The sequence below is a fragment of the Pseudomonas sp. S04 genome (assembly GCF_009834545.1).
In the GTDB taxonomy this organism is placed as follows: Bacteria; Pseudomonadota; Gammaproteobacteria; order Pseudomonadales; family Pseudomonadaceae; genus Aquipseudomonas.
Genome location: NZ_CP019427.1, coordinates 2,440,954 through 2,463,049, shown reverse-complemented (window position 1 = coordinate 2,463,049; position 22,096 = coordinate 2,440,954). Strand labels below are relative to the sequence as shown.

The 22,096-nt window shown below is 63.7% G+C and carries 16 protein-coding genes and 2 riboswitches; of the genes, 7 read left to right on the top strand and 9 right to left on the bottom strand.

The features are described from left to right. Positions 1 to 18 precede the first annotated feature (18 nt). Positions 19 to 294, top strand: coding sequence for a peptidylprolyl isomerase (locus tag PspS04_RS11095; RefSeq protein ID WP_095170376.1), 276 nt, complete (start codon positions 19 to 21; stop codon positions 292 to 294). A gap of 179 nt (positions 295 to 473) precedes the next feature. Here the strand turns inward: PspS04_RS11095 and PspS04_RS11090 are convergent, their stop codons facing one another. From PspS04_RS11090 to PspS04_RS11080, 3 genes are read right to left on the bottom strand one after another with little or no spacing between them, the layout of a single operon-like run. Further along, positions 474 to 1,691 (bottom strand): amino acid deaminase, encoded by a 1,218-nt coding sequence (locus PspS04_RS11090; RefSeq protein WP_159995212.1) that lies wholly within the window; start codon positions 1,689 to 1,691, stop codon positions 474 to 476. 35 nt (positions 1,692 to 1,726) lie between these two features. Beyond that, the gene (locus tag PspS04_RS11085; protein WP_095170373.1) at positions 1,727 to 2,491 is read right to left on the bottom strand and encodes an IclR family transcriptional regulator; all 765 of its coding nucleotides are present in this window, start codon (positions 2,489 to 2,491) and stop codon (positions 1,727 to 1,729) included. 20 nt (positions 2,492 to 2,511) lie between these two features. Continuing rightward, complete coding sequence (locus PspS04_RS11080; RefSeq protein ID WP_095170372.1) at positions 2,512 to 2,901, bottom strand: RidA family protein; 390 nt, start codon at positions 2,899 to 2,901, stop codon at positions 2,512 to 2,514. Between the two features lie 234 nt (positions 2,902 to 3,135). On the opposite strand from PspS04_RS11080, the gene PspS04_RS11075 reads away from it, so the two are divergent. Then, positions 3,136 to 4,212 (top strand): GGDEF domain-containing protein, encoded by a 1,077-nt coding sequence (locus tag PspS04_RS11075; RefSeq protein ID WP_159995210.1) that lies wholly within the window; start codon positions 3,136 to 3,138, stop codon positions 4,210 to 4,212. 198 nt (positions 4,213 to 4,410) lie between these two features. Here the strand turns inward: PspS04_RS11075 and PspS04_RS11070 are convergent, their stop codons facing one another. The 4 genes from PspS04_RS11070 to cobW form a co-directional block, all read right to left on the bottom strand. Continuing rightward, positions 4,411 to 5,151, bottom strand: a complete 741-nt coding sequence (locus tag PspS04_RS11070) for a vWA domain-containing protein (RefSeq protein ID WP_159995208.1) — start codon at positions 5,149 to 5,151, stop codon at positions 4,411 to 4,413. After that, positions 5,076 to 6,083: an ATP-binding protein gene (locus PspS04_RS11065; protein WP_159995206.1), complete on the bottom strand. Its 1,008-nt coding sequence runs from the start codon at positions 6,081 to 6,083 to the stop codon at positions 5,076 to 5,078. The genes PspS04_RS11070 and PspS04_RS11065 overlap by 76 nt, the downstream gene beginning before the upstream one ends. A 117-nt stretch (positions 6,084 to 6,200) precedes the next feature. After that, positions 6,201 to 10,031 (bottom strand): cobaltochelatase subunit CobN, encoded by a 3,831-nt coding sequence (gene cobN, locus PspS04_RS11060; RefSeq protein WP_159995204.1) that lies wholly within the window; start codon positions 10,029 to 10,031, stop codon positions 6,201 to 6,203. A gap of 3 nt (positions 10,032 to 10,034) precedes the next feature. Further along, the gene (gene cobW, locus PspS04_RS11055; RefSeq protein WP_095170367.1) at positions 10,035 to 11,102 is read right to left on the bottom strand and encodes a cobalamin biosynthesis protein CobW; all 1,068 of its coding nucleotides are present in this window, start codon (positions 11,100 to 11,102) and stop codon (positions 10,035 to 10,037) included. Between the two features lie 99 nt (positions 11,103 to 11,201). After that, positions 11,202 to 11,412, bottom strand: a riboswitch (cobalamin riboswitch). A 1,065-nt stretch (positions 11,413 to 12,477) separates the two neighbouring features. After that, a riboswitch (cobalamin riboswitch) is annotated at positions 12,478 to 12,703 on the top strand. A 99-nt stretch (positions 12,704 to 12,802) separates the two neighbouring features. On the opposite strand from cobW, the gene PspS04_RS11050 reads away from it, so the two are divergent. The 4 genes from PspS04_RS11050 (at position 12,803) to cobM (ending at position 14,943) form a co-directional block, all read left to right on the top strand. Then, positions 12,803 to 12,988 carry a CbtB domain-containing protein gene (locus PspS04_RS11050; RefSeq protein ID WP_159995202.1) on the top strand — a complete coding sequence of 62 codons (186 nt, stop codon included), beginning with the start codon at positions 12,803 to 12,805 and terminating at the stop codon, positions 12,986 to 12,988. An 11-nt stretch (positions 12,989 to 12,999) separates the two neighbouring features. After that, complete coding sequence (locus PspS04_RS11045) at positions 13,000 to 13,704, top strand: CbtA family protein (RefSeq protein WP_159995200.1); 705 nt, start codon at positions 13,000 to 13,002, stop codon at positions 13,702 to 13,704. Beyond that, positions 13,701 to 14,114: a cobalamin biosynthesis protein gene (locus tag PspS04_RS11040; protein ID WP_159995198.1), complete on the top strand. Its 414-nt coding sequence runs from the start codon at positions 13,701 to 13,703 to the stop codon at positions 14,112 to 14,114. Before PspS04_RS11045 ends, PspS04_RS11040 begins: the two co-directional genes overlap by 4 nt. 82 nt (positions 14,115 to 14,196) lie before the next feature. Next, positions 14,197 to 14,943 (top strand): precorrin-4 C(11)-methyltransferase, encoded by a 747-nt coding sequence (gene cobM / locus PspS04_RS11035; RefSeq protein WP_095170167.1) that lies wholly within the window; start codon positions 14,197 to 14,199, stop codon positions 14,941 to 14,943. A gap of 196 nt (positions 14,944 to 15,139) precedes the next feature. Here the strand turns inward: cobM and nfuA are convergent, their stop codons facing one another. Both nfuA and PspS04_RS11025 read right to left on the bottom strand, forming a co-directional pair. Next, positions 15,140 to 15,724 (bottom strand): Fe-S biogenesis protein NfuA, encoded by a 585-nt coding sequence (gene nfuA, locus PspS04_RS11030; RefSeq protein ID WP_045057579.1) that lies wholly within the window; start codon positions 15,722 to 15,724, stop codon positions 15,140 to 15,142. Between the two features lie 138 nt (positions 15,725 to 15,862). Next, positions 15,863 to 18,154, bottom strand: a complete 2,292-nt coding sequence (locus PspS04_RS11025) for a fatty acid cis/trans isomerase (protein ID WP_159995196.1) — start codon at positions 18,152 to 18,154, stop codon at positions 15,863 to 15,865. 154 nt (positions 18,155 to 18,308) lie between these two features. Here PspS04_RS11025 and metH point away from each other — a divergent pair, with 154 nt between their 5' ends. Continuing rightward, positions 18,309 to 22,019, top strand: a complete 3,711-nt coding sequence (metH, locus tag PspS04_RS11020) for a methionine synthase (RefSeq protein ID WP_159995194.1) — start codon at positions 18,309 to 18,311, stop codon at positions 22,017 to 22,019. Positions 22,020 to 22,096 lie beyond the last annotated feature (77 nt).

Below are 22,096 nucleotides of genomic sequence, written 5' to 3'. Positions count from 1 at the left end.
TCCAGGGTAACTGTCCGAATGAAAGCTCAAGCCCGCCATATTCTGGTGAAAACCGCCGATGAGGCCGAACAGCTCAAGCAACGTATCGCCAAGGGCGAGGCGTTCGATGTGCTGGCCAAGAAATACTCTACCTGCCCGTCCGGCAAGCGCGGCGGCGACCTCGGCGAAGTACGGCCCGGGCAAATGGTCGGCGCCATCGATGCGGTGATTTTCAAGAAGCCATTGCGCGTGGTCCACGGGCCAATCAAGAGCAAGTTCGGCTATCACCTGGTGCAAGTGTTCTACCGCGACTGAGCCCGGCCTCAGACCCTGGGAATCAACGCCCCCGTCGGCGCGCTGTTGCAGCTCGATCATGCACTCGCCGATCAGGGCAATGCGTGGTGGATTGGGGCCGCTGAAGGTTTTCATTATCCTGGGGAATCCTGAGCTTTTGGTGTGGGCTTGCCCGCGAAGGCAGCAACTCGTTTGCGGGTCTAGAAACAGGTTTGCATGCTTTCAATCACCCGCAACTGCTCATCCACCAACAACCCAGTGCGCCATTTATCGAACGTCAGGCACGGGTGCGAAGTGCCGAACGAAATGATGTCGCCGACCCGCAATTCAATGCCCGGGGCCACCGTCATGAAGGCGTGCTGGTCCATCACCGCCGTAACCTTGCACGCCGCCACGTCATCACCCAACGCCGGTATCACACCGGCTGGGTAGCGGCGCAACGGCACCGGCAAGCCGGCGTCATAGGCCACGTCGCGCTTGCCCAGGGCAATCACCGCGAAGCCCGGTTCCGGCAACGACTGCACGTGGGCCCAGACTTCCAGTGCCGGGCGCAGACCTTCGTGCAGGTCGCTACGGCGATCCAGCACGCAGCATTGCGCCTCTTTGTAGATGCCATGGTCGTGGGCCACATAACTGCCTGGGCGCAACACACTGAGGAAACGCCCCGCCGCGTTCTGCGCCGCGAAGGATTCGGCGATCAGGTCGTACCAGGCCGACCCCGATGCCGTGACGATCGGTCGCTCGATGGCGAACGCCCCGCTGCCTTGCAACTGCACGGCCAGGCGCACCAGGGAGGCGGCGAACTGACGAATGCCACTGACCGCCTGCTCACCGTGGATCACCCCTTCGTAACCTTCAATGCCGGTCAAGGCCAGGCCCGGGTGGGCCTCGATTGCCGCCGCCAGCGCCAGCACTTCGGCTTCGCTGCGGCAACCACAACGGCCGCCGACCACGCCGTACTCGATCATTACGTTCAAGCGCTGGCCACGTGCGGCAAAAAAACCGCCGAGGTCGGCGACGTTGTCCGGGTGGTCGACCATGCAGTGGAAATCAAAGTCCGGGTCGGCCAACAGTTCGGCAATCAGCGCCATGTTCGGTGCGCCGACCAACTGGTTGGCCATCAACACCCGACGCACGCCGTGGGCGTAGGCGGCTCGGGTCTGCACGGCGGTGGCCAGGGTAATGCCCCAGGCACCGGCCGCCAGTTGGCGACGGAACAGGGCCGGGGTCATGCTGGTCTTGCCGTGGGGCGCCAGTTGCGCGCCGCTGGCAGTAACGAACTGCTGCATCCAGGTGATGTTGTGCTCAAGCGCTGCGCGGTGCAGCACCAGCGCCGGCAGGCTGACGTCGCGCACCAGGTGCGCACCCACCGGCGCAGCGCCTTTTTCCACGGCAGCGATATTCAACGTAGAAGACATGCTTTCACTCCTTGCACGGCCGGCAGCGGCCAGGGTTATTCGTTGAGGCGCCGGGCCATGCGGTTGGCGCTGTCGATCAGCACCCGACGGTAGGCGTCGTAGTTGTTAATGGCGTCGGCCCTTGGGGCGACGATGCACAAGGTGGCAATGGCCACCCCATCCGGGTCTTTTACCGGGGCGGCAAAACAATGGGTGAAGGTGTCGGCCACGCTGTCGAAAGAGAAGAACCCATCGACCCCGGCCTGGCGAATCTGCGCCAGGAAAAGCGCCAACGGCAGTGGCTGGCCGTCAGGCAGGATGAAGTCCTCGGCGGCAATCAGCTCGACAATCTGCTGGTCGCTCAGGTGCGCCAGCAGCAGGCGCCCGGACGCGGTCCAGGGGATCGGCGCGTTCTCGCCGATATCCGAGGAAATACGAAAATGCCGCTGGCCTTCCTGCATCAGCGCCACCGTGTATTTGCGCCCGTTGAGCAGGCACATCTGCGCGGTTTCGCCGGTCTGGCTGACAATCTCCTGCAGGGCCTGCCTGGCCTCGCGGGTGAGGTCGAAATGACGCAAGTGCGCCTGCCCCAGGAAGTACAGCTGGCGGCCCAGGTACACATGCCCGTCCTTGCCCACCGGCTGCAGGATCCGCCGCTCCAGCAGGGCCGCCACCAGTTCATAGACGGTGGACTTCGGGCTGCCGATGCCGTTGGCGATATCGTTGGGACGCAGCGGCTCGCCGATTTCCTTGAGGAAGTCGAGAATATCGAACGCCCGGTCCAACCCGCGGGCCCGACGCTTGATAGTGTCGTCACTCATGGTTGCGGCCTCCCCGGGCTTCAGGCTTTTTTCTTGTACGCGACGCAATCGATCTCGACCTTGCAGTCGACCATCATGTTCGCTTGCACACAGGCCCGGGCCGGCGCGTGTTCCGGGCTGAAGTACTCGGAGAAGACCTTGTTGAAGCTCCAGAAATCCCTCGGGTCCGCCAGCCAGACGCCAGTGCGCACCACGTCCTCGAGGCCATACCCGGCTTCTTCGAGAATCGCCACCAGGTTGCGCAGGGTCTGGTGAGTCTGCTCGACAATCCCGCCAACAATGATTTCACCATCCACCGCCGGCACCTGTCCGGACACATGCAGCCAGCCGTCGGCTTCCACGGCGCGGGCGAAAGGACGCGGCTGACCGCCACCGGCGGTACTGCCGGTGCCATAACGAGTGATGCTCATGGTGGATCTCCTGCTTGGGAAGTGGCGGATAATTCCGCTACAGCGGAATAAAATATGAAATAGCGGAACAGATGATCAAAAGTGTGCCACAGCCCACCCGGAAAATCCCTGCGTATTTGTTCACCCGCCAGCAGGCCCGGTGAGCCATTGGACAACACCTCGTTGGCCTGCTTTTATTCATGCTTCAGCCGACATCCGTGTGCGTCCGGGTATTCCAGGGAAACAAGGCGAGCGATGTTCAAGACCATTGAAGATGAAGTGCTGAAAAAAGCTGCCCCGGCAGCCTTGCAACGGGAATTTGCGCAGTATCACTTCGAGCGGCAACAACGTTTCTGCCTGTTGATCTACATCGCCAGCATCGTGATCTGGCTGGTCTTCGACCTGATCGTCAGCTTCCTGGGCGGGCAGCGCTTTACCTACCTTTCACCACTGTTCCTGGGGGCCCTCTCGATCCTCGCGATCATTCTGGGGTTCACCCACAAGGCCCGGCACTTTGATCGGCTCAATGTGCTGTTCGTGCTGGTCATGACCCTGGGTATCCGCATGGTCATCCACGGCTTGCCCATGACCTTGCAGCCAGCCTGGCTGGTGCTGGCCGCCTCCAGCATCCTCTACAGCGCCTCGGTACTGCCGTTGAGCCGCGGCTCGTTCTACGCCGCGCTGCTGATCACCTGGCTGATGCTCAACCCCTTCTACAACACCGACATAGAATTGTTCGGCCTCAGGGGCACGATGACCGCCTGCTACTCGGTGTTCCTCAGCGCCTTGACCCTCTACAGCTTTATGAAACTGCGCCAGGCCAGGCTCTATGCCTACATCATGGCGAAGTTGCTGCTGGACCAGGCCTACCTCGACACGCTGACTGAAATCCCCAATCGCCGCTCGTTCATGACCACCGCCACCCGGCAGCTGAGAGCGCACCCGCGTGAGCACGACCATTACCTGGCGATGGTCGATATCGACAATTTCAAGAGGATCAACGATACCTACGGGCACGACATTGGCGACCAGGTGCTCAAACGCATCGCAGCCGCCATCAAGGCGGTCATGGCCGATTACGAATATGCGCGCCTGGGGGGCGAGGAATTTGCGGTTTACTTGTCCGGAGTCCGCCGTGACGACGTCGAAGACCTGGCCGCACGCCTATGCCGGGTGGTGCGCGAGGATCCGAGCGAGTACCCGGTGACCGTCAGCATCGGCCTGACCCGAGTGGCCGACAGCGACTCGTTGAACCAGGCGCTGAGAAAGGCCGACGAAGCACTGTACCTGGCCAAACACAGCGGCAAGGACCGTTATACATTTGCTGCGTGAAGTCACGAGCGTGTTCACGATGCCAGTCAAGAAACCTGTGGGAGCCGACGGAGATCGTCATCGCGGGCAAGCCCGCTCCCACGGGGGAAATTCGTACATCAGGAATAAGCAGGTCGGTCGGTAGGCCGCCTCGCCCGCTCTTACCACTCAGGCCGACTGCCAGGTCGCCGTGCTTTTGCTCTTGGTCCGCCTACCCCTTCAGCCCACCCCAAGATCATCAATATGCCGATACTCAGCCCCCAACTCCCGAGCCAGATCCCGAGCCCGACCCAGGCGAATCGGACCACGCTCAATATCCACCAACAAACTCGGACAACCAAACGCCACCAGGTTCGGCCAAGCCTTGAGACGACCATCAGTCACCAACAACACTCGCTGAACTTCCGCCGGAAAGCGTTTTTGCCGCCGCCCCAACCACCGCCCCGCCTCGCCAAGGGCCGCCAACAACGGCGTACCTCCCCCGGCCCCCAACCCCTCAAGCCAATCGCGCAGACTGCCGGAAGCCTTTAAACCCTGGACCTGCCAGCTCGGTGCCAGGCCGCTGACGGTAAGCAAGGCCAGGCGCGCACGTTGCCGGTAGGCGTCGTCGAACACCTGCGCCAACAGCCCCTTGGCATCCCCCAGCGCCTGATGCCGGCGGGTCGAAGCCGAAGCATCGACAATCACCAGCCACAGTTCGTGAGGCGCACGGCTGCGCCAATGGAACAACAGCGCGTCGCGGCTGCGCGGCCGGCCCTTGAGCAGCGTCCCCGGCCAATCCACCGACCCGCTGCCAGCGGACCGCCGTGGCCCCTGCCGGCCATTGTGCAAGCGCCCCGCCCGGGGCCTGGCATCCGCCCCCGCATCACAGCGCGGGCGAATGCCTAGGGCTTTTTTGGCCAGCTCGGCACTTCTCGGCGCGCACCGGTGGGCAGCGCCTGGGCCGGCATTTCGCCCCACTGGCCCTGGCCTGAATCGACGCCAGGTGATTGCGGGGCAGACGCCGGGGGCGCTGGTTGTGGGTCCGAAGCGGGCGGCGGGGCCTGGCGACGGCGATGGCGCAAGGCAAACTCAGCGACTGCCTCGATATCGCCGTCCTCGATCGCCGTTGCCCCGCGCCACGCGGCATGGGCGCGGGCAGCACGCAGCCACACCAGGTCAGCACGCAAGCCATCGACCCCGGCGGCGAAACAGCGTTCGGTAATCTGTGCCAGCGCCTGATCGTCGAGGGCGATCTCACTCAGCAGCCGGCGCGCTTGCTGACAACGTTCACGCAGGGCCAACTGGGCTGCTTCCCAGTGTCCACAGAACGCCTGCGGGTCGCTGTCGAAATCCAGGCGGCGGCGGATGATCTGCCCGCGCTCCAGCGGCGCAGTGTGGCCACTGAGTGCGACATTCAGGCCAAAGCGATCGAGCAGTTGCGGACGCAGCTCGCCCTCTTCCGGGTTCATGGTGCCGATCAGCACAAACCGCGCCGGATGACGGTGGGAAATGCCGTCGCGCTCGATCAGGTTTGTACCGCTGGCTGCCACATCGAGCAGCAGGTCCACCAGGTGATCGGGCAGCAGATTGACTTCATCGACGTACAGCACCCCACCGTCGGCCTTGGCCAGGACCCCAGGGGAAAACTGCGCGCGACCCTCGCTCAATGCCGCATCCAGGTCCAGGGTGCCGACCAGGCGTTCTTCGGTTGCGCCCAGGGGCAAGGTGACGAACTGCCCGCTGGCCAGCAGGTCGGCCAGGCCACGGGCCAGGGTCGACTTGGCCATGCCGCGCGGCCCTTCGATCAGCACGCCGCCGATTTTCGGGTCGATGGCGCTCAGGCACAGCGCCAGCTTCAGGGCGTCGGCGCCGACCACGGCGGACAGCGGGAAATGGGGGGTGTCGGTCATCTCAGGTCTCGACTACAACGGTTGTCTGTCACAGCGCTTTCGCTGGCAAGCCAGCTCCCCCAAGTCCGCGTAGATCCTGTGGGAGCTGGCTTGCCAGCGAAACGATCGCACATGGGTTCAAGAATCTTCTTCAATATCCAGCAGCAAATGCTCCAGCGCCTCACGGTACTCACCAGGCGCTTGCCACAGCCCGCGCTGTTGCGCTTCGAGCAGGCGCTCGGTCATGTCACGCAGTGCATGGGGATTATGCTGGCGCACGAACTCGCGGGTCGAGGGGTCCAGCAGGTAGGCGTCGGCCAGCAAAGCGTACTGGTGATCGTCGATCAACTGCGTGGTGGCGTCGAAGGCAAACAGGTTGTCCACGGTCGCCGCCAGTTCGAAAGCACCTTTGTAGCCATGGCGCTTGACCCCTTCGATCCACTTCGGATTGGCGGCACGGGAACGGATGACCCGGTTCAGCTCTTCCTTCAGCGTGCGGATCTTCGGCAGGTCCGGCTGGCTGTGATCGCCGTGATAACTCGCCGCCGCTGCACCGCTGAGGGTTTCCACGGCGGCCAGCATGCCGCCCTGGAACTGGTAATAGTCGTTGGAATCGAGCAAGTCGTGCTCGCGGTTGTCCTGGTTCTGCAACACCGCCTGGACCTGGCCCAGGCGCTGGGCGAACTGGCTGCGCGCGGCAGTGCCCTCGTCGGCGCCGCCGTAGGCATAGCCACCCCAGTTCAGGTAGACCTCGGCCAGGTCTTCGCGGCTTTGCCACAAGCGGCCATCGATAGCGCCCTGCACGCCCGCCCCATAGGCGCCCGGCTTGGCACCGAAGATCCGCCAACCGGCCTGGCGCGCCGCCGCGTCGCTATCGAGCCCCGCGTGCTGCAAGGCTTGACGCTCCTCACGGACCTTGGCCGCCAGCGGGTTCATGTCATCCGGTTCATCCAGTGCAGCCACGGCTTGCACCGCGGCATCGAACAGGCGGATCAGGTTGGCGAAGGCATCGCGAAAGAACCCCGACACACGCAAGGTCACGTCCACTCGCGGGCGGTCCAGCAGGCTCAGCGGCAGGATTTCGAAATCGTCGACCCGCTGGCTGCCCGTGGCCCAGACCGGACGCACGCCCATCAATGCCATGGCCTGGGCGATGTCGTCGCCGCCGGTGCGCATGGTGGCCGTGCCCCATACCGACAGGCCGAGCTGGCGCAAGTGATCGCCGTGGTCCTGCAGGTGGCGTTCGAGGATCAGATTGGCCGACTGGAAACCGATGCGCCAGGCGGTGGTGGTTGGCAGGTTGCGCACGTCCACCGAGTAGAAGTTACGGCCGGTGGGCAGCACGTCGAGACGCCCGCGACTTGGCGCGCCACTCGGGCCGGCCGGGACAAACCGCCCGGCCAGGGCGTCGAGCAAGCCGCGCATTTCCGCCGGGCCACAGGCATCCAGGCGCGGTGCGACGACTTCGCGCAGGTGGCCGATGATCGCGTTGACTTCAGCCCAGCATGGGTCCTGAGGGAGCAAGCCGCTGGGGTCAATCGCTTCGCGAGCAGGCTCGCTCCCACGGGGGAACGGCTGCGGCGCAAGCGGGGTGACTGCCTGCTCGATCAACTGCGCGGCAAACAGCTCAAGGCGCTCGCGGGTGTCACCGGCAGTGCGCCAGGCGTCCTCGCCAAGACCCTGCAACTCGTCCGGCTTGGGGCCGCTCCACGGTGCCGACAACTCACAGTCCAGCGGATCAAAACCCAGGCCGAACGCCTTGGCCAAGGCCCGCAGCAAGCTCGACTGCGCGCCCCGCCCGTCGCCCCGGGGGATGCGCAGCAGGGCCAGCAAGGTGTCGATGCGCAGGCGCCCGCTGGGCGATTCGCCGAACACATGCAGGCCATCGCGAATCTGCGACTCCTTGAGGTCGCACAGGTAGGTGTCCAGGCGCGGCAGCCAGATCGCCGCATCGGCCTGGCTGTCGAGTTTGCCGTCCAGTTGCAATTCCCGATCGATGTGGGTTTCGCGCACCAGTTCGAGAATCTCCCGCTGTAGCTCACGGGCGCGCCGTGGGTCGAGCAACTGGGCTTCGTAGTATTCGTCCGCCAGCAACTCGAGGTTGCGCAGCGGGCCGTAGGTTTCGGCGCGGGTCAGCGGTGGCATCAGGTGATCGATGATCACCGCCTGGGTCCGGCGCTTGGCCTGGGCGCCCTCTCCCGGGTCATTGACGATAAACGGATAGATGTTCGGCAGCGGCCCCAGCAGCGCATCCGGCCAGCAACTCTCAGACAGGCCGACGCCCTTGCCCGGTAGCCATTCAAGGTTGCCGTGCTTGCCCACGTGAACCAGTGCATGGGCGCCGTAGACCTGGCGCAGCCAGAAATAGAACGCCAGGTAACCGTGGGGCGGCACCAGGTCCGGGTCGTGATAGACCGCGCTCGGGTCGACCTGATAACCCCGCGCCGGCTGGATGCCGACGAAGGTCAGGCCAAAGCGCAGCCCGGCGATCATCATGCGCCCGCCGCGGAACATCGGGTCGTCCTGCGGCGCGCCCCAACGCGCCAGCACCGCAGCGCGATTGGCTGCGGGCAAGGCGCCGAACAGCGCGTGATAGTCATCCAGCGCCAGGCTTTGCTGGCAGGGACGCTGGTCGATGCTGTCCAGGTCGTTGCTGACCCCGCCGAGCAGTTGGCGGATCAGCTCGGTGCCGCTGTCCGGCAGCTCGCCAGGCAGCGGATAACCTTCGGCCTGCAGCGCCCGCAGGATGTTCAAGGCCGCGGCCGGGGTGTCCAGGCCAACGCCATTGCCGATGCGGCCGTCACGGGTTGGGTAGTTGGCGAGAATCAACGCCACGCGTTTTTGCCCATTCTCCACCCGCGCCAGTTCGCTCCAGCGGCGCGCCAGTTCGGCGACAAAATCCATGCGCTCCGGTTGCGCCCGGTAGCAGACCACGTCGCACTGGCTGCGCTCGCTGCGCCAGGCCAGGTCCTTGAAGCTGATGGGACGGCTGATGATGCGCCCGTCCAGTTCCGGCAAGGCAATGTGCATCGCCAGGTCCCGCGGCCCCAGGCCCTGTTCGCTGGCGCGCCAGCCCGGCTCGTTGTCCTGGGCGCAGATCGCCTGGATCACCGGGATGTTGCGGCGAAACGGCCGCAGGTGCGGCGCTTCCGGGCTGGATTGGGCAAACCCGGTGGTATTGAGAATCACCGAGGCCAGGACTTGATCCAGCCAGTCCTCGACCACCGCCAGGCAACCGGGCTCTTTCAGGCTGGCCAGGGCAATCGGCAACGGGTTGAGCCCCGCCGCCTGCAAGCGCTGGCAGAAAATATCGATGAAGGCGGTGTTGGCCGCCTGCAAATGGGAACGGTAGAACAGCACTGCCGCCACCGGCTGCCCGGCCTGCCAGTCGGTTTGCCAGGTGGCCAGGTCGGGCTGGCTGTGCCGCGGGTGATAGATCGCGGTACGCGGCAGGGCTTGCGGTTCGGCCCACGGGTAGTCGCGCCCGAGCCAGCGACTGGCCAGGCAGCGGTACAGGTCCAGGGCATTGCTTTTGCCGCCCTGGCGCAGGAAGTGCCACAGCCGCTCGCGGTCCTGCACCGGCACCGTACTCAGGTCGCTGAGCTCCGGATCGGGACGGTCATCGCCCGGCACCAGGATCAGTTGCACCCCGCGCTTGGACAGCTCCACCAGACGCTCGACGCCGTAGCGCCAATAGCTGATGCCACCGTGCAGCGAAATCAGGATGACCTTGGCATGGCGCAGCACCTGGTCGACGTAGAGGTCGACCGACGCATGGTTCTGCACCTGCATCGGGTTGGCCAGGCGCAGGCTCGGGTAGTCATCCGGCAGTTGCTGGGCCACTTCGGCCAACAGTGCCAGGCTGGAGTCGCCGCTGCACAGGATCACCAGGTCGGCGGGGGTTTGCCCGAGGTCGGCAATGTTGTCGTCGGCAACAAAACCGCCGGGCTGGGTCCTGAGCAGGTGCATGGGTCAGACGCTGAGCGCGGCGCGCAGTTGCGCTTCGAGCAAGGACGCATCCAGCGCCTGGCCGATCAGCACCAGGCGTGTGGTACGTGCTTCGTCCGCGCCCCACTGCCGGTCGAAATGCTTGTCGAAGCGCGTGCCCACGCCCTGGATCAGCAAGCGCATCGGCTTGTTCGGGATCGCGGCGAAACCCTTGACCCGCAGGATGCCGTGCTGGACCACCAGTTGGGTCAAGGCATCGAGCAGCAGGCTTTCGTCGGCTTGCGGCAGTTCGATGGAGATCGAGTCAAAGGCGTCGTGATCGTGGTCATCGTGATCATCACCGTCGTGATGGTGATCGTGATGGCTGTGGCGGCTGTCGATGTGTTCTTCGGAACCGGCACCCAGGCCAATCAGCACGTCGAGCGGCAAGCGCCCGCTGCTGGCTTCGATGATCTTGACCGCTGGCGGCAGCTCCTCGGCAACTTCCAGGCGTACCCGGGCCAGGTCTTCAGGGCTGATCAGGTCGGCCTTGTTGAGGATTACCAGGTCGGCACTGGCCAGTTGGTCAGCGAACAGTTCGTGCAGCGGCGACTCGTGGTCCAGGTTCGGGTCGAGTTTGCGCTGGGCGTCGACCTGGTCCGGGAAGGCGGCGAAGGTGCCAGCGGCCACGGCCGGGCTGTCGACCACGGTGATCACCGCGTCGACTGTGCAGGCGCTGCGGATTTCCGGCCACTGGAAGGCCTGGACCAGCGGCTTGGGCAAGGCCAGGCCGGAGGTTTCGATGAGGATGTGGTCGAGGTCGCCGCGACGGGCCACCAGTTCGCGCATCACCGGGAAAAACTCTTCCTGGACGGTGCAGCACAGGCAGCCGTTGGCCAGCTCATACACCCGGCCTGTAGCTTCTTCTTCGGTGCAACCGATGGTGCACTGCTTGAGGATGTCGCCGTCGATGCCCAGCTCGCCGAACTCGTTGACGATCACCGCAATGCGACGGCCCTGGGCGTTGTCGAGCATGTGCCGAAGCAAGGTGGTTTTACCCGAGCCGAGGAAGCCGGTGACGATGGTGACGGGGAGTTTGGCCAGTGTTTTCATCGGATGCCCTTTGGCAAGGTGGCGGGCATACGGGACGAGAAGCCACAACGCGCAGGCGTGCGGAAAGCGTTCGCCACCGGATCACCCCGCCCGGTTGTAGTGAGAATCTGGATCGAGGCAGGTCTCCTGGCTGACGGTGGGCCGGTCTTTCGACTGGCGGTTCCTGCGCCTTCCCGCCGCTTGAGATCAAGCGTGCAGTGGCCTGGCAGAAACAGCACCGTTCACAGTTGCGGGGGCAGCCGCGGCATCAACCGCGTTCCCTTCTTAGCTTCGGCGCACGCGCCAAAGAACCTCGAAGGCGCAAGGCTACGCATCGCGTCGGGGCGGGTCAATGTTCATGCCGTGTTCTGTGGTGCCAGGAATGCGGCCATCGCGGGCAAGCCTTGCTCCTACAGGGGAGTGGGAACACTGGTGGCAGCGGGTTTGCCCGCGATGGGCATAGGTATCTACACAACTTTGTAGCGGTCTGTGGCGAGGGGGCTTGCTCGTGTGGCGGCCTCTGGGGTGTTGGATTAGACCGAGTACATATCCATTTTTGCGGTAATGGCCTCCTATGGTTCCGCTTTTACAGCGGCTCACTTTTGGAGGAGCCCAAAAGTAAGCAAAAGGCTCTTGCCCCACCACTCGGCACCTCGCTTAGGCTCGGTGTTCCCTCACTCCGGCTTGAATCCGTGGGCCGCCGCCACGCGCCATCCATGGCGCGGGGCGGCTAACCCGGCGTCCTGCCGGGTTACCCACGGCTTCAAGCCTGCGTTCGGCCAGCGTGGTTAACGGGGCGCCCAGGATCAAAAGCCAGAGCCAGAGCCAGAGCCAGAGCCAGATCAAAAGATTGCTGACTTCGTCAGCGTCTTAGGAAGTAGAAGCTACACCGCGCATGCCCTAGCGATCAGGTCGGCTTTTAGGCCGCCTCGCTTTGTTTTTGATCTTAGGCGCCCCGTTAACCACGCTGGCCGGAGTCCGATATTGATTTGGGGGGTAAACCGGCAGGACGCCGGTTTAGCCGCACTGGGCCAGGGAGGGCCCATTGCGGCGGCCCCCCAAATCAATGTCGGAGTACGGGCATGCCGAGCCTAAGCGAGGCACCGAGTGGTGGGGTAAGAGCGTTTTGCTTACTTTTGCCTGGGCCGGCATTCCGGCTGTTCAAAAGTGAGCCGCCGTCAGGCGGAACCATAGGAGGCCGTTACCGAAGAAATGGATATGTACTCGGCCTGATCCAACATCCTGGTCGGCCCAGAGGTCACGACCCAAGCAGGTTCTCTCTCCACAGGTGCAACGTCGCACCACAGTTGTGTAGATACCTATGCCGCGATGGCGGCGACTCAGACCCCGAGTTGAGACCCCATGCCAATTGACGCCAATCCCCCGCCCATGCTCTCCTACACACCTTGTTACGGGTGCCCTTCACAGGGTGAAACGGGAAACCGGTGAATCATGTGCTTTACTGCAAAGCCATGTCAGTCCGGTGCTGCCCCCGCAACGGTAAGCGAGCGAAGAGTCAGATCCACTGTGCCAGTCGTACGGCATGGGAAGGCGATTCTTGCAGGTGTGGCCACAGCCCGCCCCTCGTGAGCCCGGAGACCGGCCCGCAACACATAGCTAACAAACCCGCGGTGGGCGGGCGCTGTTCAAGTCTCTGCGTGCCCGGCTCGCGGAGGTTTGCATGCGCACGTTTCACCCCTGACTGACCAGAGGGAAGCGCCATGTCGACCATCACCAGCACCCGCCACGCCACCGCCAGCACCACCCTGGGCCACCGCCTCGTTGCCGCCATCGGCGCATCGATCCTGGGTGTGTGCCTGGTGTACTTCGCCGGGTTCTCCCATATCGAGGCCGTGCATAACGCCGCCCACGATACCCGCCACAGCGCCGCCTTCCCGTGCCACTGAGACCTGCCCAGATGATCAAGCGTATTGCACAAACCGCAGGTTTCAGCGGGCTGCTGGCTGCCCTGCTGCTGACGCTGTTGCAGAGTTTCTGGGTCGCCCCGCTGATTCTGCAGGCCGAGACGTACGAACAGTCCGCACCCGCGGCAGCAGAAGTCCATGAACACGCCGCCGGCACCGCGGCCCACAGCCATGACGGCGAAGCTTGGGAACCGGAAGACGGCTGGCAGCGCGTGCTGTCGACCACGGGCGGCAACCTGGTGGTGGCCGTCGGTTTTGCCCTGATGCTGGCCGGCCTCTACACCCTGCGCGCGCCGACCCGCACTTCCCAGGGTCTGCTCTGGGGCCTGGCCGGTTATGCCTCCTTCGTCCTGGCACCGACCCTCGGCCTGCCACCCGAGTTGCCGGGCACCGCCGCGGCCGACCTGGGCCAACGGCAGATGTGGTGGATCGCTACGGCGGCCTCGACCGCCGCCGGCATTGCCCTGATCGCGTTCGGCCGCAACTGGCTGCTCAAGCTGCTGGGCGTTGCGATCCTGGCGGTACCCCATGTGATCGGCGCGCCCCAACCGACCGTGCATTCGATGCTGGCGCCGGAAGAACTGGAAACGCAGTTCAAAATCGCTTCGCAACTGACCAACGTGGCTTTCTGGCTGGCCCTGGGCGTGCTCAGCGCCTGGTTGTTCCGCCGCAAAAGCGCAGACCAGTTGCCTGCATGAGTGACACCCGCGCAGCGCCGACCCTGGTGGTCGGCCTGGGCTGCCAGCGTGGCTGCCCAGCGAGCACGCTGCGCGCGTTACTCGATCAGGCCCTGCAGGCGAACCAGATCGACCTGCACTCGATCAAGGCCCTGGCCAGCATCGACCTCAAGCGCGAGGAGCCTGGACTGCTTGAACTGGCCGCCCAACTGGGACTGCCGCTGATGTACTTCAGCAGCGTACAACTGGCCCAGTATCAAGCCCGCCTCAGCCACCAGTCGCAGATCGCCTTCGAACGCACCGGTTGTTATGGCGTGGCCGAAAGCGCCGCCCTGGCCCTGGCCGAACAACTGGCCCAGGCCCCGGCAACCCTGCTGATTTGCCGGCAGAAATACGCCCAGGCCACCTTTGCATTGGCCTGCGCTTCGTAAAATCCCGATAATCCACCCTTTCGATCATGAGCAAACTTCATCTGAAGCCTTGCCTTGTCGTTTTTTTTCACAGGAGCCGGCCATGACCGTCTACTTCATCGGCGCAGGTCCCGGCGACCCGGAACTGATCACCGTCAAGGGCCAACGGCTGATTCACAGCTGCCCGGTGATCATCTACGCCGGCTCACTGGTGCCTGAAGCAGTGCTCCAGGGGCACCGGGCGCACCAGGTGGTCAACAGTGCCGAACTGCACCTGGAACAGATCATCGAGTTGATCAGCCAAGCCCACGCCCAGGGTCACGACGTGGCACGCGTGCATTCCGGCGACCCGAGCCTGTACGGGGCGATTGGCGAGCAGATCCGCCATCTGCGCGCGCTGGGCATCCCCTTCGAAATCATCCCCGGCGTCACGGCCACGGCGGCCTGTGCGGCGTTGCTGGGGGTCGAACTGACCCTGCCGGACATCGCGCAAAGCGTGATCCTGACCCGCTACGCCGATAAAACCACGATGCCGGCCGGTGAGGAGTTCGCCAGCCTGGCCCGGCATGGCACGACCATGGCGATTCACCTGGGGGTCAACCACCTGGCGAAAATCGTCGCCGAACTGCTGCCCCACTACGGCGCCGATTGCCCGATTGCCGTGGTGCACAAGGCCAGTTGGCCGGATCAGGACTGGGTCCTGGGCACCCTCGACGACATCGTCGACAAGGTCCAGGCCAAGGGATTCCGACGCACGGCGCTGATCCTGGTGGGCCGGGTGCTGGCAGCGGACACCTTCAGCGAGTCGTCGCTGTACCGGGCCGGGCACGCGCATCTGTACCGGCCCTGAGGGGTTTGTAGCAGCTGCCGAGCTCGCGAGGCTGCGTTCGAGGACGCAGTCCTCGCCAGGTTGGTGCGGGTCCTTGGCGGCTGCTTCGCAGCCGAACGCAGCCTCGCGGGCTCGGCAGCTGCTACAGGTTCCACAAGGGTTGAGCATAAAAAAACGGCGCTCACGGGCGCCGTTTTTTCATCTCGCAGCGAACACCTTAGTAGTAGGCGTTTTCTTTCTGCGTGTGGTCGGTCACGTCGCGCACGCCCTTGAGCTCGGGAACGCGCTCCAGCAGGGTGCGCTCGATGCCTTCGCGCAAGGTCACGTCCGCCTGGCCGCAGCCCTGGCAGCCGCCACCGAACTTCAACACGGCAATGCCGTCGTCCACGACGTCGATCAGGCTGACCTGACCGCCGTGGCTGGCCAGCCCCGGGTTGATTTCGGTTTGCAGGTAGTAGTTGATGCGCTCGTTGATCGGACTGTCGGCGTTGACCATCGGTACTTTGGCGTTCGGCGCCTTGATGGTCAGTTGGCCGCCCATGCGGTCGGTGGCGTAGTCGACCACGGCGTCGTCGAGGAAGGCCTCGCTGAACGAGTCGATGTAGGCGGTGAAGCTCTTGAGCCCCAGCGCGGTGTCTTCAGGTTTTTCTTCGCCCGGCTTGCAGTAGGCAATGCAGGTTTCGGCGTACTGGGTGCCAGGCTGGGTGATAAAGACCCGAATGCCGATCCCCGGGGTGTTCTGCTTGGAGAGCAGATCAGCCAGATAATCGTGGGCGGCGTCGGTAATGGTAATGGCGGTCATGGAAATTCCTCGCAGGCTTGGGCGCAGTTTACGCCAATCATGGCGCCGGACAAAGTCCCAGTATTTTTGTCGGGATAAAGCCCTGTCGGAAACAGCTGCTGCAGGAGCCGGCTTGCCAACTCCTGCAGCAGGTTTGGGTCAGAGGTTCTCGTAGCGGTTCATGTCCAGCACGCCCTCTTCCACCGGGTCGGTCTCATGGAGGTACTGGCTCAAATCGTGGAAATACACCCAGAACTGCGGGTGGCTGCGGCGAATGCCCCAGCGCCCGACGATTCGTTCAAAACGCTGGGCGTCCTTGGCGTTCTCCATGTCTTCGACGAATTCCGGCACTTCGTCGGCCGGGATGTTGAACATGAAGTTCGGATAGCTGCTGAGCACCCCCGGATACAAGGTCATGGTGTCCAATCCGGGCTGATAGCGCAGCGACTCGCCGAGCATGAACGCCACGTTGCTGTGGGCGCGGTTGCGCAGCAGGCTGTAGACCTCACGCTTGCCATCGCTGGTTTCGATGCGCAGCATGGTCGCTTCCGGCATCTGCTCGATCACCTTCAACCCAGCCGCCGGGCGTGACGTCAGGCGGCTCAGGGTTTGCTCGGCATTCTGCAGGGCCGGGTCGATGTTCGGCCGGGAACAGTAGGCCCCACTGCAGCGGTTGATCGGATCCGGCCGGGCGTTGAGGTCGCCATAACGGGCCAGCAACTGCTGGACGAAGTCGCGTTTGGGGTCTTTCGGCGCAAGTTTGAGCGCGGTCGGCGTGTCGTTGTCGATGCTGGCGTAATCCATCCACATCTTGAACTTGCCGCTGTTCTGGTACCAATCGTCGAGGTAATCGGCGCGGGAGTCGGCGGGCATCAAGCGCAGGAAATTCTGCTCGGCGCCATTCCTGATCAGGTCGAAATACAGGCGGGTCTGGGCCTGGTGGGACACGTTGCCGAACACGTCGAAATTTACCGCCAACTGGTAATAGGTGCGCTCCAGCAACGGGAAGTCGAACAGCCACAGGGTCTGCGGTACGTCGCCGATCAGGCCCTTGGTCACCGAGGCACTGTCGAAGTGGCGAAAGATGCTCAGCAAGGCGTTGTCGTTACCCGCCCACAAGGACGACCAACTCGGCGCCGGGGCATCGGCGTAGGCATCCTGGCGCAGGGTTTCGTACTCGTTGCGCTTGTCGCGGTAGGCGTGCCACAGGCTCAGCACACTGCCGACGTCGTCGTTCTGCCCGGGCATCGCCAGCAACGGCGTGGCCTGGCCGCGGTAGTTCGGGTCGACGATATACAGGTCATGTTCCGGCGCCTGGAACATGGCCCAGAAATGGTCACGGATCACATCGGTGGCGATCTGTCCGCGGCACACCGGCCCACGAATGAAAGTGCGCACAAAGTACTCGGCGTTATCGAGCATGAACTGGTAGCGGGCCTGGGCCGGAATCGCCTGGAAGGTCTCGAACGGGTTGGCACGGCGTTCCGGACCATAGCCGGGCAAGGCGTCGACCTGCCAGTTGCCGCTGTAGAACAGGCTCTTGATCCGGGCCATTTTCCCCGGGCTCAAGGGATAGGTGATGTGGGTCTTGTGCACGATCACCCCTTGTACTGGCCACAGGCGGTAATACACCTGGGTCCCCGGGTCATCGTTGGGCCGCCGGCTGTTGATCAGGTCGATCGGCTGGCCGGTGGGCGTGCGCGAACGCACCCACTGGAAGAAGTGACCCTGCTCGCCATCCTTGAAGTACAGGTGGGCCAGGAACAAGTGCTCATACAGCCAGCGCGCCACCAGGCTTTCCCGGGCGCCGGGAGCATTGAGCAGATTTTCCCACTGCACGATCTGCAGTGCTTCCTGGGCGCTGGGAGCCAGGCCTTGTTCATCGATGGGCGCCCCGGACGCCAGCCAGCGCTGCAGGGTCTGGTACTGCGCCGTGGTCAGGCCGGTCACCGCCAGCGGCATGCCCTCCTTGGGGTGCTGTTTGGCATAGGCGTCGAACTCCCCTGGCTGCGGGCACATGTTGGCCCGGTTCAGGCCCAGGACGATCTCTTCCGGCAACTTTGCGTTGGGTTGCAACGGGGTCTGATGGCCCAGTTCGAGCATGCGCGCCATCAGCGCGGCCTGGCTGCCCTGGGCATCCAGTACCGAGTAAAAGTCCTTGTGTTGCCAGGCCGCCTTGCCGAACGCGTCATAATAAAGCCGCGTCGGGTTCGCAGCCTTGCTACGGTCGCCGGCGTACACCGGGATCTTGGTCGCGCCCCGCGCTGCGCCTTCGCCACTGCCCAGGTTGAGCTGGCAGGCGGAGTCGTAGCAGGCGTGGCAGGCCACGCACTTTTGCGTGAAGATCGGTTGAATGTCGCGGGTATAGGAAATCGCCGGCGCCGGTCCCTGGGCAAAGGCGGCACTGCTGATGAGCAGCGCAAAAAGGCTGATGAAAACGCGATACGACATGTCCCTGGTCCCGATCATGAAAAACGCCGCGATTCTACCGGTCTGGCTCCACCTCCAACATGAGCGATATTCATGCAAATCCTGCTCATGCCCCAATAGCGCACAGGTTTGTTATGATTCCGGCCCTTCGTAATCGCCTGACCAGGTAGTCCCCATGTCCGATCGCAGTGCTCGCCTCCACGTTCTCAAGCAAGCCCTCAAAGAACGTATCCTGATTCTCGATGGCGGCATGGGCACGATGATCCAGAGCTACAAGCTCGAGGAACAGGATTATCGCGGCAAACGCTTCGCCGACTGGCCAAGCGACGTCAAGGGCAACAACGACCTGCTGGTCCTGACTCGCCCGGACGTGATCGGCTCCATCGAGAAGGCCTACCTGGATGCCGGCGCCGACATTCTCGAAACCAACACCTTCAACGCCACCCAGGTATCCCTGGCCGACTACGGCATGCAGGGCCTGGCCTACGAATTGAACGTAGAAGGTGCGCGCCTGGCACGCAAGGTGGCCGACGCCAAAACCCTGGAAACCCCGGACAAGCCGCGTTTCGTCGCGGGCGTGATCGGGCCGACCAGCCGCACCTGCTCGCTGTCGCCAGACGTCAACAACCCCGGCTACCGCAACGTGACCTTCGACGAGTTGGTGGAGAACTACACCGAAGCCGCCAAGGGCCTGATCGAGGGTGGCGCCGACCTGATCCTGATCGAGACCATTTTCGACACCCTCAACGCCAAGGCGGCGATTTTCGCTGTGCAAGGCGTGTTCGAGGAGCTGGGTTTCGAACTGCCGATCATGATTTCCGGGACCATCACCGATGCTTCCGGTCGCACCCTGTCGGGGCAGACCACCGAAGCCTTCTGGAACTCGATTGCCCACGCCAAGCCGATTTCCGTCGGCCTGAACTGCGCCCTGGGTGCCAGTGAGCTGCGTCCGTACCTCGAAGAGCTGTCGAACAAGGCCAACACCCATGTCTCGGCGCACCCCAACGCCGGCCTGCCGAACGAGTTCGGCGAGTACGACGAACTGCCGGAGGAAACCGCCAGGGTCATCGAAGAATTCGCCCAAAGCGGCTTCCTCAACATCGTCGGCGGTTGCTGCGGCACCACGCCGGGGCACATCGAGGCCATCGCCAAGGCCGTTGCCGGCTATGCCCCGCGGCAGATTCCAGAAATCCCCAAGGCTTGCCGGTTGTCGGGCCTGGAGCCCTTCACCATCGATCGCAACTCGCTGTTCGTCAACGTCGGCGAGCGGACCAACATCACCGGTTCCGCCAAGTTCGCCCGGCTGATTCGCGAAGACAACTACACCGAAGCCCTCGAAGTCGCCCTGCAGCAGGTGGAAGCCGGCGCCCAGGTGATCGACATCAACATGGACGAGGGCATGCTCGATTCGAAGAAGGCCATGGTCACCTTCCTCAATCTGATTGCCGGCGAGCCGGACATCTCCCGCGTGCCCATCATGATCGACTCCTCGAAATGGGAAGTGATCGAAGCCGGCCTCAAGTGCATCCAGGGCAAGGGCATCGTCAACTCCATCAGCATGAAGGAAGGCGTCGAGCAGTTCATTCACCACGCCAAGCTGTGCAAGCGCTACGGCGCCGCCGTGGTGGTGATGGCCTTCGACGAGGCCGGCCAGGCCGACACCGAAGCGCGCAAGAAAGAAATCTGCAAGCGCTCCTACGACATCCTGGTCAACGAAGTGGACTTCCCACCGGAAGACATCATCTTCGACCCGAACATCTTTGCCGTCGCCACCGGCATCGAGGAGCACAACAACTACGCGGTCGACTTCATCAACGCCTGCGCCTACATCCGTGACGAACTGCCCTACGCCCTGACGTCGGGCGGGGTGTCCAACGTGTCGTTCTCGTTCCGTGGCAACAACCCGGTGCGCGAGGCGATCCACTCGGTGTTCCTGCTGTACGCGATCCGCAACGGCCTGACCATGGGCATCGTCAACGCCGGCCAACTGGAGATCTACGACCAGATCCCGAGCGAGCTGCGCGACGCCGTGGAAGACGTGGTGCTCAACCGTACCCCGAACGGCACCGACGCCCTCCTTGCCATCGCCGACAAGTACAAGGGCGATGGCAGCGTCAAGGAAGCCGAGACCGAGGAATGGCGCGGCTGGGCCGTCAACAAGCGCCTGGAACACGCGTTGGTCAAGGGCATCACCACCCACATCGTCGAAGACACCGAAGAGTCGCGCCAGTCCTTCGCCCGGCCGATCGAAGTCATCGAAGGCCCGTTGATGTCCGGCATGAACATCGTCGGCGACCTGTTTGGCGCCGGCAAGATGTTCCTGCCCCAGGTGGTGAAGTCCGCCCGGGTAATGAAGCAGGCCGTAGCCCACCTGATTCCGTTCATCGAACTGGAAAAAGGCGACAAACCGGAGGCCAAGGGCAAGATCCTCATGGCCACCGTGAAAGGCGACGTGCACGACATCGGCAAGAACATCGTCGGCGTGGTCCTGGGGTGCAACGGCTACGACATCGTCGACCTCGGCGTGATGGTCCCGGCGGAGAAGATCCTGCAGGTGGCCAAGGAACAGAAGTGCGACATCATCGGCCTGTCCGGCCTGATCACCCCGTCGCTTGACGAGATGGTCCACGTCGCCCGCGAGATGCAGCGCCAGGACTTCCACCTGCCGCTGATGATCGGTGGCGCGACCACCTCCAAGGCCCATACGGCGGTGAAGATCGAACCCAAGTACAGCAACGACGCAGTGGTCTACGTCACCGACGCCTCCCGTGCGGTGGGCGTGGCCACGCAGTTGCTGTCCAAGGAACTGAAGGCCGGATTCGTCGCGAAAACCCGCGAGGAATACATCGAAGTCCGCGAGCGTACCGCCAACCGCAGTGCCCGCACCGAACGCCTGAGCTACCCAGCGGCGATTGCCAAGAAGCCGCAGTTCGACTGGAGCAGCTACGCACCGGTGAAGCCGACCTTCACCGGCGCCAAGGTCCTGGACAACATTGACCTGAAGGTCCTGGCCGAGTACATCGACTGGACGCCGTTCTTCATTTCCTGGGACCTGGCCGGCAAATTCCCGCGCATCCTGCAGGACGAAGTGGTGGGTGAAGCCGCTACCGCGCTGTACGCCGATGCCCAGGAGATGCTCGCCAAGCTGATCGACGAGAAACTGATCAGCGCCCGTGCGGTGTTCGGCTTCTGGCCGGCCAACCAGGTGCACGACGACGACCTGGAAGTCTACGGCGACGACGGCAAGCCAATCGCCCGCCTGCACCACCTGCGCCAGCAGATCATCAAGACCGACGGCAAGCCGAACTTTTCCCTGGCCGACTTCGTTGCACCCAAGGACAGCGGCGTCACCGACTACGTCGGCGGCTTCATCACCACCGCCGGGATCGGCGCCGAGGAAGTGGCCAAGGCCTACCAGGACGCGGGCGACGACTACAACTCGATCATGGTCAAGGCCCTGGCCGACCGCCTGGCCGAGGCCTGCGCCGAGTGGCTGCACCAACAGGTGCGCAAGGAACACTGGGGGTATGCCAAGGACGAAGTGCTGGACAACGAGGCGCTGATCAAGGAGCAGTACAGCGGTATCCGCCCTGCCCCCGGCTACCCGGCCTGCCCGGATCACACCGAGAAGTCGACCCTGTTCAAGCTGCTCGACCCGCAAGCCTCGGAGCTCAAGGCCGGCCGCAGCGGCGTGTTCCTCACCGAACACTATGCGATGTTCCCGGCGGCTGCGGTCAGCGGCTGGTACTTCGCCCATCCGCAGGCGCAGTATTTTGCCGTGGGCAAGATCGACAAGGATCAGGTGCAGAGCTACACCGCCCGCAAAGGCCAGGAATTGAGCGTGAGTGAGCGTTGGCTGGCACCCAACCTGGGCTATGACAACTGAGGCTTGAGTGGGTGCGGGTCGAACTTTATCGACGCCGCGCCCTCTAAACTTCAAGTTTCCCCCCACAGCGTGAACAC

Excerpts from the sequence above, each read along its gene's own strand:
- PspS04_RS11095 (WP_095170376.1), top strand. The coding sequence starts at position 19 with ATGAAAGCTCAAGCCCGCCATATTCTGGTGAAAACCGCCGATGAGGCC.
- PspS04_RS11090 (WP_159995212.1), bottom strand. The coding sequence starts at position 1,691 with ATGTCTTCTACGTTGAATATCGCTGCCGTGGAAAAAGGCGCTGCGCCG.
- PspS04_RS11085 (WP_095170373.1), bottom strand. The coding sequence starts at position 2,491 with ATGAGTGACGACACTATCAAGCGTCGGGCCCGCGGGTTGGACCGGGCG.
- PspS04_RS11080 (WP_095170372.1), bottom strand. The coding sequence starts at position 2,901 with ATGAGCATCACTCGTTATGGCACCGGCAGTACCGCCGGTGGCGGTCAG.
- PspS04_RS11075 (WP_159995210.1), top strand. The coding sequence starts at position 3,136 with ATGTTCAAGACCATTGAAGATGAAGTGCTGAAAAAAGCTGCCCCGGCA.
- PspS04_RS11065 (WP_159995206.1), bottom strand. The coding sequence starts at position 6,083 with ATGACCGACACCCCCCATTTCCCGCTGTCCGCCGTGGTCGGCGCCGAC.
- cobN (WP_159995204.1), bottom strand. The coding sequence starts at position 10,031 with ATGCACCTGCTCAGGACCCAGCCCGGCGGTTTTGTTGCCGACGACAAC.
- cobW (WP_095170367.1), bottom strand. The coding sequence starts at position 11,102 with ATGAAAACACTGGCCAAACTCCCCGTCACCATCGTCACCGGCTTCCTC.
- PspS04_RS11050 (WP_159995202.1), top strand. The coding sequence starts at position 12,803 with ATGTCGACCATCACCAGCACCCGCCACGCCACCGCCAGCACCACCCTG.
- PspS04_RS11045 (WP_159995200.1), top strand. The coding sequence starts at position 13,000 with ATGATCAAGCGTATTGCACAAACCGCAGGTTTCAGCGGGCTGCTGGCT.
- PspS04_RS11040 (WP_159995198.1), top strand. The coding sequence starts at position 13,701 with ATGAGTGACACCCGCGCAGCGCCGACCCTGGTGGTCGGCCTGGGCTGC.
- cobM (WP_095170167.1), top strand. The coding sequence starts at position 14,197 with ATGACCGTCTACTTCATCGGCGCAGGTCCCGGCGACCCGGAACTGATC.
- nfuA (WP_045057579.1), bottom strand. The coding sequence starts at position 15,724 with ATGACCGCCATTACCATTACCGACGCCGCCCACGATTATCTGGCTGAT.
- PspS04_RS11025 (WP_159995196.1), bottom strand. The coding sequence starts at position 18,154 with ATGTCGTATCGCGTTTTCATCAGCCTTTTTGCGCTGCTCATCAGCAGT.
- metH (WP_159995194.1), top strand. The coding sequence starts at position 18,309 with ATGTCCGATCGCAGTGCTCGCCTCCACGTTCTCAAGCAAGCCCTCAAA.